This window comes from Flavobacterium sp., from assembly GCF_024305175.1.
GTDB lineage: Bacteria > Bacteroidota > Bacteroidia > Flavobacteriales > Flavobacteriaceae > Flavobacterium.
The window spans coordinates 51,979-62,090 of record NZ_JAMWYY010000012.1; the positions used below are offsets into that span (position 1 = coordinate 51,979).

At 39.3% G+C, this 10,112-nt stretch carries 12 protein-coding genes; 8 read left to right on the plus strand and 4 right to left on the minus strand.

Annotated elements, in window-relative coordinates; translation table 11 throughout:
* Positions 1-88: 88 nt before the first annotated feature.
* The 3 genes from mnmD to Q0K96_RS04780 are packed head-to-tail and all read right to left on the minus strand — an operon-like array spanning position 89 to position 1,847.
* Positions 89-751 (minus strand): tRNA (5-methylaminomethyl-2-thiouridine)(34)-methyltransferase MnmD, encoded by a 663-nt coding sequence (gene mnmD, locus Q0K96_RS04770; RefSeq protein ID WP_297332862.1) that lies wholly within the window; start codon positions 749-751, stop codon positions 89-91.
* A complete protein-coding gene (locus Q0K96_RS04775) occupies positions 751-1,215 on the minus strand; it encodes a hypothetical protein (protein ID WP_297332863.1) in 465 nt (154 codons plus the stop codon). The genes mnmD and Q0K96_RS04775 overlap by 1 nt, the downstream gene beginning before the upstream one ends.
* Positions 1,215-1,847 (minus strand): DUF4920 domain-containing protein, encoded by a 633-nt coding sequence (locus tag Q0K96_RS04780; protein ID WP_297332864.1) that lies wholly within the window; start codon positions 1,845-1,847, stop codon positions 1,215-1,217. The genes Q0K96_RS04775 and Q0K96_RS04780 overlap by 1 nt, the downstream gene beginning before the upstream one ends.
* Before the next feature lie 201 nt (positions 1,848-2,048).
* Here Q0K96_RS04780 and Q0K96_RS04785 point away from each other — a divergent pair, with 201 nt between their 5' ends.
* Entirely contained in the window at positions 2,049-3,119 is a 1,071-nt protein-coding gene (locus Q0K96_RS04785; RefSeq protein ID WP_297332865.1) for a branched-chain amino acid aminotransferase, read from the plus strand.
* Positions 3,120-3,154: 35 nt separating this feature from the next.
* On the opposite strand, the gene Q0K96_RS04790 is transcribed toward Q0K96_RS04785, so the two are convergent.
* Positions 3,155-3,544, minus strand: coding sequence for a nucleoside triphosphate pyrophosphohydrolase family protein (locus Q0K96_RS04790; protein WP_297332866.1), 390 nt, complete (start codon positions 3,542-3,544; stop codon positions 3,155-3,157).
* Between the two features lie 78 nt (positions 3,545-3,622).
* Here Q0K96_RS04790 and Q0K96_RS04795 point away from each other — a divergent pair, with 78 nt between their 5' ends.
* The 7 genes from Q0K96_RS04795 to Q0K96_RS04825 all read left to right on the plus strand — a co-directional run bounded on the left by Q0K96_RS04795 (position 3,623) and on the right by Q0K96_RS04825 (position 10,014).
* Positions 3,623-3,811 (plus strand): hypothetical protein, encoded by a 189-nt coding sequence (locus Q0K96_RS04795; protein WP_297332867.1) that lies wholly within the window; start codon positions 3,623-3,625, stop codon positions 3,809-3,811.
* A gap of 108 nt (positions 3,812-3,919) precedes the next feature.
* Complete coding sequence (locus tag Q0K96_RS04800) at positions 3,920-4,357, plus strand: hypothetical protein (protein ID WP_297332868.1); 438 nt, start codon at positions 3,920-3,922, stop codon at positions 4,355-4,357.
* A gap of 87 nt (positions 4,358-4,444) precedes the next feature.
* Positions 4,445-6,223: a sensor histidine kinase gene (locus Q0K96_RS04805; protein WP_297332869.1), complete on the plus strand. Its 1,779-nt coding sequence runs from the start codon at positions 4,445-4,447 to the stop codon at positions 6,221-6,223.
* On the plus strand, positions 6,220-6,840 hold the full coding sequence (locus tag Q0K96_RS04810; protein ID WP_297332870.1) for a response regulator transcription factor: 621 nt from the start codon (positions 6,220-6,222) through the stop codon (positions 6,838-6,840). The genes Q0K96_RS04805 and Q0K96_RS04810 overlap by 4 nt, the downstream gene beginning before the upstream one ends.
* Positions 6,841-7,132: 292 nt before the next feature.
* Positions 7,133-7,732, plus strand: a complete 600-nt coding sequence (locus tag Q0K96_RS04815; protein ID WP_297332871.1) for a penicillin-binding protein activator LpoB — start codon at positions 7,133-7,135, stop codon at positions 7,730-7,732.
* 24 nt (positions 7,733-7,756) lie between these two features.
* Positions 7,757-9,616 carry a hypothetical protein gene (locus Q0K96_RS04820; RefSeq protein ID WP_297332872.1) on the plus strand — a complete coding sequence of 620 codons (1,860 nt, stop codon included), beginning with the start codon at positions 7,757-7,759 and terminating at the stop codon, positions 9,614-9,616.
* Between the two features lie 2 nt (positions 9,617-9,618).
* Positions 9,619-10,014 carry a hypothetical protein gene (locus Q0K96_RS04825; protein ID WP_297332873.1) on the plus strand — a complete coding sequence of 132 codons (396 nt, stop codon included), beginning with the start codon at positions 9,619-9,621 and terminating at the stop codon, positions 10,012-10,014.
* Positions 10,015-10,112: the final 98 nt, after the last annotated feature.

Here is a 10,112-nt window from a genome sequence, read left to right on the forward strand (position 1 = left end):
AATGTAATAAATAATTTGATACAAATATCAGCAATATGATAATTTTTACTCTGTTAAATTTTTAATATAATAATTTTTTAACTCAAAATTAAGGTTTTGTTGCTGTAAGCATTTCTCTTTTGCCGGGTGGCCCGGGTAGTTTTTCAGTTACAAAACCCACTTCCTGCATCGCTTTTTTTATTACAGTACGGCAGGCATATGTTACCAGTATTCCTCCCGGTTTCAAAGCGTTATACATCTTGCTGAATATCGTTGCACTCCACAACTCGGGCTGCGCATGATAACCAAAAGCATCAAAATAAACGATATCATACAAAGCTTCGTCGTATATATCTTCAAAACGCATTTGTCGCTTTAAAAGTGTAAAGGTTTTGTTAATTTTAACTTCTTCACCCCATGCTGCGCTATGCATAGTGTTAAAAACCGCTGTATGTTCTTCAGCATTCAACTGTACTACATAGTTAAGCTTTGCCGCTTCACCGGCTGCAACAGGATATGCTTCTATGCCTGTATAATGAATTTCCTGATTATTTTTAACAGACTCCAGATACGTTATAAAAGCATTTAGCCCGGTACCGAAGCCCATTTCTAATACAGAAACAGGCCGGCCATTTAAATGTGCCAGCCCGTTCTTTATGAATACATGATAAGCTTCCTGTATGGCCCCGAACTTAGAATGATAGGTTTCATTTAGTTCCGGAAGGTAAATTGTCACAGAACCATCAGAAGTAGTTATGATTTCTCTCTCCACTATTTTATATACAATTTTTTTATGCGCGGTATAGGCCCTCCGCATTTTTGCTCGTGGCATTGCACACAGGCTGAAACAGCATCGTTAAAATGTTTCTTGGCATTATCCGGATCTTTATAAATAAGCTCCTGTGCTTTAATAAAATTGGCTGCCTGCTCTTTAAAGAATGAATCATTTTCGCTTTCATCTGTCATGGCAGAAGCATGAATCTTAAGGAAATGCTGCGGAAAGTTACCAAGCGTATCGCCGCTTACAATACGTTGCTTCAGCATCATGTTCTCTGCATACATCTGCTCCATCAGCGCTGCCATTTCCGACATTTCATACATCTTAAGCTCCTCTTTACCCTGCGCTGTAGTGTCGGCTGCTACAGCAGTGGCTTCACCTTCCTTCTCTGCCTGCGTTTCTTTTTTACATGCTGTAATAAGCAACAGGCAAAGCATTAGTGCTGATATACTTTTCATTATTGGGTTATCAGTACGCCGTTAGCTTCAAAACCATAAGTAAGCTTTGGCTGGGTTATTTTATCAATTTCAGCCTGGCTCTTGCCTTCGTCTTTAGCATAGTGCTTAAGCTCTGCCACAGATATTTCGCTTACAAACGCCTTACCGTTTACAACCGCTTCCCTGCTGCCTGCATTAAGCGGCACAAAAAAGCCGTAATCTTTAAAACGCACAAAAGATTCTTTGCCTGTCGGCATATCAAGTGTCATCCAGCAGCCTTTCTTCTGGCAAACATTTTTAATGGTCGATTTAAATTTTACATTAATAGTATCGCCCGGCTTTAATGAGCTGTATTTTTTAAGCATCTGCTCTTTTGTAAGGGCATTGTCAGCTATCATCTTGTCTCCGAAAGCAGCATATTTAACAGATGGTTTTGCAGCATTATTTTCTGTAGTTACCGTTTCATCGCTACCTGCAGCTTCGGCTCCAGCATCTGCACCTGTTTCAGCCCCTTCAAGCGTGTCAACATTTACCGTTACGGTGTCTTTAGGGGTTTCTATTATTGTACCTTCACTCTCTACAGTGGTTTCTTTATCCTCTTTGCAGGCTGTAAATACCGCGAGGGCGGCAGCCAGTATCATTACTTTCTTCATTTTTAAAAGAATTAAAATTTTATCTGACAAATTTATAAATTTCTGCAAATACACGGCCTGAAAATCAGCATTTACAGCATTAAAGTCAAATATAATTATTACACCCATAACTAAATTTGCCTGCCATCCCCCACCCAACATGGTTTTTTTATTAAATTTGCGCATAACACAACTTAATTATTTACCACCAAATTTATCTTGATGAGCAATTCAGCTACAAACGATATCATTATTAACAAGGCCGAAACTACTAAAATAGGCAATGTTGATTTCGAAAACCTCACCTTTGGCAATACGTTTACAGACCATATGCTGATATGCGATTATAAACAGGGCGTGTGGGAAAAACCGGTTATTAAGCCTTACGAACCATTTTTGATAGACCCGTCTGCTAAAGTGTTCCATTACGGGCAGGCTATTTTTGAAGGTATGAAAGCCTACAAAGATGCACAGGGAGATGTGTGGCTTTTCAGGCCCGATGAAAACTACAGGCGTTTTAATAAGTCGGCTGCAAGGCTGGCCATGCCCAAAGTGCCCGAAGATGTTTTTATGGAAGGCATGAAAAAACTGATAGATATTGACCGTGAATGGGTAAAACACGGTGAAGGAAGTTCTTTATACATCCGCCCGTTTATGATAGCAACCGGGCCGGGAGTAATTGCAGCGCCGGCACAGTTTTACCGTTTCATGATAATACTTTCACCTGCTAAGGCCTATTATTCCGGCGAGGTTAAGGTTATCATTGCAGAACATTACAGCCGCGCTGCAAACGGCGGCATTGGCGCTGCAAAGGCAGCAGGTAACTATTCAGCACAGTTTTACCCTACCAAACTGGCTAATGAAATGGGCTTTCAGCAGATTATATGGACGGATGATGCCACACACACCAAGCTGGAAGAAGCCGGCACCATGAATGTATTTTTCAGGATAAACGATACTTTATATACTGCACCAACAAGCGAGAGGATACTTGATGGGGTAACCCGAAAAAGCCTTATAGATATTGCCAAGCGTGAAAATATAAATGTAGAGGTACGTTCTGTTCTTGTTGACGAACTTATAGCCGCCGCCGAAAATGGCTCTTTAAAAGAAATATTTGGTGCGGGCACAGCTGCAGTAGTTAACCCTATAGTAGGCTTTAGCTATAAAGATAAGTATTATGAATTGCCAAAGCAGGAAAACCCTGTTGCGCCACGCCTAAAGAAAATGCTTACCGATTTGCAATATAAACGGGCTGAAGACACCTTTGGGTGGACAATGAAGATAAACTAAATAAAACAGAGGCAGCCAATCGGCTGCCTTTTGTTTTAATCTTCCTGTAATATTGATGCAAAATCGGGTTTAAAGTAGCCGGGGCCTTTCATAACCTTACCATCTTCGCGATATATCGGTTTACCGTCGGCGCCAAGCTTGCTCATATTGCTGCGCTGTATCTCATTAAAAACATCTTCTATTTTGTGCTGCAAGCCATGTTCCAGTATAGTACCGCACAATATATACAGCATGTCGCCCAGTGCATCGGCAATCTCGGTAACATCGTTATTTTGCACAGCTTCAAGATATTCTTCGTTTTCTTCTTTCATCAGGTTATACCTAAGCATATTTACGCTATCGCCCAGGCTTCCTTTTGGCTTATCGCTCACGCCAAGCCCGAATGCAGTATGAAATTCTTTTACGGCTTCTAATTGTTTCTTCATAATCTGTATCACTATTTAATGCATTAAAAATACTTTTTATAAGTACTATGTTGTAATTTTGCGTAAAAAGATTTCAACATGTTTACAGAGGGCCAGTTAATATTTGCCGCATTTTTTGTAGTAGCATTTGTAGCGGCAATGATATATGTTTACCGCAAAGATTTAAAATTGCACAAAAAACACTATAAAGGCAGCTACAAAGTACTTATTGGTTTCATGGCATTTATAGCAATTTTGTTTTTTATAAAATTCTACCTTAAAGGATAAGCGGTACTAAAATGCTGACAAAATATGAAATGTAAATCCCCTTTGATGGGGATTTTTTTTTACCTTGACCGTCAGAAATTTGCCTATTAACCAAAAAACCTATTCATTATGATTAACATTGTCTATTATGGAGCCGGCACCTACACTGATGGTACAGGTTCTGCAAGGTACAGCGTTGTATTGCCCAGGCTCGACAACGGAAGCTATGAATTTCCCGGCATTTACAACTTTTCAAAAAATGGCGTTGACAGGGTGCTCATACACATGCAGATTAAGGATATTACTCCGGATACAGACTTATCTGAAGATCTTAGCAACCTGATACTGCACGATATCAGCTTTAACCTGAAAAGCCTTCACAGTGATTCACCAAGCTCTAATATAAGCCTGACGGGTGATGTAGAGATTATACTGTGCCATGATGACGAATTTAACCTGCAAAAAGAAATAGAAAGGTATTATGATACCGAAATGCTGAATGAGAAGGCGGATGATAAAACGGTTCCAAAAAGAGTGGGCTACGGAACATTAAAAATAAAGTTATAAAATAATTTATAGAGCAATGCTGCCTTTATGTATTATTTTGGCAGCATTGTTTTTTAGCAAAATATTTGTTATTTAATTGGAATAAGTATGGCAGGACGTTTTTATATCTATCTGTTTTTACTGCTTTTATCCTGTCAGTACAGTAGTGCTCAGTACAGCAAGCAACTGCTGCTTGCAGAAGACTATTTTGATAAAAATATGCACTACACGGCATTAGACATGCTCGAGAAAATGGATGTGAATAAGCTGTCTAAAGCAGATAAGGCTTTTCGCAGCTACCTTTTAGCATCAGGATATACCTATGTGGGCCATGAGGATAAAGCTTTTGAGTATTACCTTAAAGCAAAAGCACAATACAAAGAAGCTGACAGTATAGATAAGGCCATGGACATTAATATTGACATTGCCTATTTAATAAGCGCCCAGGATTACAATAAAAATAATTACATAAAATACATTGAAGAATACCAACAATATGTAACTAAGCAAAAAGATACTATTAAGATTGCAAAAGGTTACTGCAATATGGCAGTATGGATGCTTGATAATAAAGAGAATGAGCGTAGCCGTGACTATTACCTAAAAGCACTAAAACTTGCAGAAGAAAGAAACAATATTGATTTACTCGCACGCATATACCATAATGTGGCGGTTGTATATAATGAAAGGCTTCAAAAGCCCGATTCTGCACTATACTACCTGAAAAAAGACCGTGAAATTGTAAATCAATCGGGCACTATTGATGATCTGTGTTCCAATTACATAAATGTTGCTTCATCTTATCATCATAAACAGGATTACGATAAAGCTATAGAATACCTGCATCTTGCCGAATCGCTGCCTATTCAAAAATATACACTAAGGACAAAGCAATATATTTATGAATTCTTAGCAGGAAACTATCAATTTAAAGGCGATATAAAAAATGCTTATAAGTATTTGGTATTAAACAAACAATTTGCCGACAGTTTAAAATCTGAAGAACAAAACATTGCCATAAACGATATACAGACAAAATATAAGACTAAAGAAAAAGAACTGGAAAATCAGTTACTACGGAGTGATAACGAAACAAACAGAATACTTATTTACACCTTTACCGGCTTATTGGCCGCAAGCCTTGTTATAGGATTGCTGGTTTATAAAAACGCAAGGCGGAAAGAAAAAATATTAAAGCAGGAAAAACTTATAGAGCAGCAAAAGCTTGAAAAAGCTCTTAAAGATTATGAACTGCAAAGTATAGACCTTATGCTTGAGGGGCAGGAAAAAGAGCGCCAACGCATAGCAAATGACCTGCATGACAACCTGGGCAGTATGCTTGCCGCCCTGAAGCTGAATTTTGAAAATCTTAAAATACGCAAAAATGAGCTTAGGGAAGAAGAGAACAGGCTATACCAGAAGACAGACGAGCTTATAGAAGAAGCCTACCAGAAAGTCAGGCGTATGGCACACGCAAAAAATGCAGGGGTATTTGCCAGTGAGGGTATTATACCGGCGCTGAAAAAACTAGCCGAAAAAATATCAGTCCCGGGCAAACTTTCTATAGAAGTAAATGCTTTCGGGTTTGACGAACGCCTTGAGAATAAAATGGAAATAGCTATTTTCAGGATGGTGCAGGAACTTTCAACTAATATAATAAAGCACTCGGGTGCTACGGAGGCATCTGTGCAACTGACAAACCATGACGATAATATCAATATAATTATTGAAGATAATGGGGTGGGTATGGATACCAATATTATAGGGAAAGCTGATGGCATGGGGCTTGACAGTATAAAGAAAAAAGCCGAACAACTGGGCGGTACTTTTACAATAGATTCTAAAAAAGGAAAGGGTACAACCATAATAATAGATTTGCCGATATGATACGTTTAGTGATAGCAGAAGACCATCAGTCGCTGATAGATGGCATTAAAGTATTTTTGGAGTATGAAGATGATATTACCGTTGTGGGCGAAGCCAATGACGGGGAACGGCTGCTGGAGCTTGTAAGCCTTAAAAAACCGGATGTGGTACTTACCGATATACGCATGCCTAAAATGGATGGCATTACAGCTACACGAATCATAAAAAAGGAAATACCTGATTGTAAAGTAATTGCTTTCAGCATGTTTGAGCAGGATGAGGCTATATCGCAAATGCAGGAGGCAGGGGCATCGGGCTACATTATGAAAAATGCTTCGCTTAAAACCGTTATGGCAGCAATAAGAGGGGTAATGTCGGGGGAGATATTCTTTGATGATTCCATTAAAATGAAAACTGAAAAGCCTAAGGGGCAGGATATCCCCTTAAGCAAGCGCGAAATGGAAATTGTTAAGCTGGTAGGTGAAGGTAAAACATCTCAGGAAATTGCCGATATGCTCTTTATTGAGAAAAGTACTGTAGATACCCACCGTAAAAACATACTTAAAAAGCTTAACCTGCAGGGTAAAAGCGAGCTGTTACGCTATAGCATGGAACGCAAATATGACTTTAACGGGTAGCACTACCTGTAAAATTACCCATTATTAGGTATTTTCCTGCGTGTGTATTTACCCAATCTTTGCTACATCATAAAAACACAGACAAGCTACTCAAGACAACCTTAACACTTAGTTTCTTCTTTCAATTTAGCACAATTTCCTTTAGTTTTTGAGTAGTTGGTTTAGCATGAAAATACCCTTTTACAGGGTATTTTTTTATGTACATTTACAACACAAATTTTAATGGCATACCTTTTGTAAGATTGATTGTTAAATATGTTAAAAATCATTAATCAATAAACACGAATAATTTATGAAAACCGGAACTTTACTTTCAGCATTGGCGCTTGCCGCAGGTTTAACTATATCAGGCTGTTCATCTACACAGGTACAGCGCGTAAACGAAAACACCGTTACCGATCTTAGTGGCCGCTGGAACGAAACAGACTCAAGGCTTACCGCCGAAGAAATTACCGCCGAGCTGATGGAGCATGCATGGTACAGCACTTACGCTTCAGAAAATGCAGGTAAGAAACCTGTTATAATTGTTGGTATGATCGTAAATAAATCGCATGAGCATATTGCTACCGAAACGTTTTCTAAAGACATAGAGAAGGCTATAATAAATTCAGGCAGGATGAAACTGGTACAGGCCGGTAATATGCGTGAGGAAGTAAGAGCTGAAAGGGCCGACCAGCAAAACTTTGCATCACAGTCAACCATGAAAAAATTCGGTTTAGAAAATGGTGCCGACTTTATGCTCCAAGGTACAATAAACTCTATTGTGGACCAAGCCGGAAAAGAAAAAACTGTTTATTACCAGATAGACCTTGAGCTTACCAACATTCAGACAAACGATAAAGTTTGGATTGGTGACAAAAAAATCAAAAAATATATCGGTAAAAAGCTGTAATAGTATAACAGCACCTGTTTTTATATGAAACTAAATGTAAGCAAAGGCAAATATGCCATTGGCCTGTTGCTGTTATTGATAGCTTTTTCTTCCTGCAGTACTTATAACTCCAAAACATCTGATATAGAAGCTAATCTCTTTAACGGGGCATATGACAAAGCTATATCAGGTATAGAGAAAAACAGCTTTCTTAATAAAAAACGCAACCGCCTGCTCTACCTTCTCGAAAAAGGAAAGGTAGAGCACATGCGCGGTAATTATGCAGAAAGTAACAAGCTCTTGGAAGATGCCTATATAATGATAGAAGACCGCATTAAAACAAAAGCGGGACAGGCTGTTGCAGCAAAGTTTACCAATCCAATGGCAGAGCCGTATAAAGGTGAGGACTTTGAAAAGGTTACGCTGTTTTACTACAAGGCACTTAACTATTTTGCAATGGGCATGCCCAACGAAGCGCTTGTAGAAGCCAAGAGGATAAACTTAAAGCTGTATGAGCTTAATGAGAATTATAAAGAAAATAAAAACAGGTACAGCGAAGATGCTTTTTCTCAGATACTACAGGGTGTTCTGTACGAATCTACAGGTGATATAAACAATGCTTTTATTGCTTACCGCAATGCTGCAGAAATTTATGCACGTAACAACGGCGAATATTTTGGCGTAACAACGCCTGTACAATTGCAAAAAGACCTGTTGCGCACAGCAAAGCTTATGGGCTTTACACTGGAGTATAATGACTATCGCAACAAGTTTAAGCTGCCTATAGATGATACGGTAGCTAAAACAACCGCTGCAGACTACCAGACTGCCAACAAAGGCGAAGCTGTCATTTTCTGGGAAAATGGTATTGGCCCAGCAAAAGACCAGCTTGTGATAACAGCATCCGGGGCGGCTGGTATATTTTACGGCTCGTATATGGATGGCGACCATCTGGAAGAAATAATAATACCCATTCCCGTAGGGTCTGATATAGGTACTATAAATGCCATTGCCATACCACGATACAGGGAACGCGGTAGTTATTACACAGGTGCAGAGATAGATGTAAATGGCAAACCGCAGCCTTTTTATCTGGCACAGGATTTTTATCCTATAGCCAGGCAGTGCCTAAAAGACCGAATGCTCCGTGAAACGATAGATATTGTGCTTCGTTTTGCAGCTAAAAAGGCGGCCGGGGCCGGGCTTGCTGCTATTGGCAGCCAGCTTATGGGTGACACTGGCGGTGACCTTGTGCAGATTGGTGCTGACATTGCCGGGGCTGCCACAGAGAAAGCTGACACACGTAACTGGCAAACACTGCCTGCCACTATTTCTTATACGCGCGTACCTTTGCATGAGGGCGAAAATAAGTTTGTTATAAGAAAGCAAGGGCCGGAAGGTATTGATACCGATACCCTTATAATACCTTTTAAGCGTGGGCTGCAAATAGTAAATTATTATGATGTGGGCCGCACACAGGTTATCCCCACTAAAACTGAAAATGCTGCTTCGGCAGCAGAAACTAAAGGTGCAGGCGGTATTCCGCTCATAAAAAAGGAAATACTGGAAAAATATGATACATGGCATGATGCTGGCAATGGGCTGTCTTATAAAGTAAACTTCAGGGTAAATAAAAGTCTGGGACAGGAGCTTTATGAAAAAACAATAACGCTAAAACATACCGGCGTTAGTGCAAGAAATGTAACTTATACTGTAACCGAAACGCCTTTAGATGATAGTTATAAAGAAGTAAAGCAGGCAGATTATAAGAATGTTACTGATGACGGTAAACCTTCTAAGGAATACTTTAAAATAAGCCAGAAGATAGAACCCGGTGAAGAAGTTGTTTACCTTATTCACCAGGCAACGCCTGATTTTTATGTAACCATATTTAAAACGGAATAATCATGAAGAAGATGTTAGCGTTTACGGCAGCGCTTCTGCTTTGCTTTGCAGCAGGCCGGGCACAGACAGAGAGCGGTTGGGATAACTGGCAGCAAACGAGCTGCTATAGTAAAATATCGTTCCGGATGAAGTATGTGGGTAAACATGGCAGCCAGCACCACTGGCAGATACAGTTGCGCAATGATTATGAAGATTTGGTATCGTTTAATTATAATATTACAGATAAGATACAGGAATATAGTATAACAACACATCGTAAAACACTGTATGGCAACAAGGTAAGCGATGTAATAGATGTCTACACAAAAGAAGAGGATATTTATTTGCTGGTTGATAAGCTAAGCCTCTCTCCCTACCCCGAAAACTTCATGGATTGCGATAAAAAAGAGGATAAGTAAACAGCTGTCCTTCCTGTTAGTTTCTTAAAGGAAATATTTCTATTTTTACAGGAAAATAGAAATTTTCGTTTTTATGAAAATTGTTAAGTATATTTTCC

Excerpts from the sequence above, each read along its gene's own strand:
- Q0K96_RS04775 (WP_297332863.1), bottom strand. The coding sequence starts at position 1,215 with ATGAAAAGTATATCAGCACTAATGCTTTGCCTGTTGCTTATTACAGCA.
- Q0K96_RS04805 (WP_297332869.1), top strand. The coding sequence starts at position 4,445 with ATGGCAGGACGTTTTTATATCTATCTGTTTTTACTGCTTTTATCCTGT.
- Q0K96_RS04785 (WP_297332865.1), top strand. The coding sequence starts at position 2,049 with ATGAGCAATTCAGCTACAAACGATATCATTATTAACAAGGCCGAAACT.
- Q0K96_RS04820 (WP_297332872.1), top strand. The coding sequence starts at position 7,757 with ATGAAACTAAATGTAAGCAAAGGCAAATATGCCATTGGCCTGTTGCTG.
- Q0K96_RS04800 (WP_297332868.1), top strand. The coding sequence starts at position 3,920 with ATGATTAACATTGTCTATTATGGAGCCGGCACCTACACTGATGGTACA.
- Q0K96_RS04810 (WP_297332870.1), top strand. The coding sequence starts at position 6,220 with ATGATACGTTTAGTGATAGCAGAAGACCATCAGTCGCTGATAGATGGC.
- Q0K96_RS04825 (WP_297332873.1), top strand. The coding sequence starts at position 9,619 with ATGAAGAAGATGTTAGCGTTTACGGCAGCGCTTCTGCTTTGCTTTGCA.
- Q0K96_RS04790 (WP_297332866.1), bottom strand. The coding sequence starts at position 3,544 with ATGAAGAAACAATTAGAAGCCGTAAAAGAATTTCATACTGCATTCGGG.
- Q0K96_RS04795 (WP_297332867.1), top strand. The coding sequence starts at position 3,623 with ATGTTTACAGAGGGCCAGTTAATATTTGCCGCATTTTTTGTAGTAGCA.
- Q0K96_RS04780 (WP_297332864.1), bottom strand. The coding sequence starts at position 1,847 with ATGAAGAAAGTAATGATACTGGCTGCCGCCCTCGCGGTATTTACAGCC.
- Q0K96_RS04815 (WP_297332871.1), top strand. The coding sequence starts at position 7,133 with ATGAAAACCGGAACTTTACTTTCAGCATTGGCGCTTGCCGCAGGTTTA.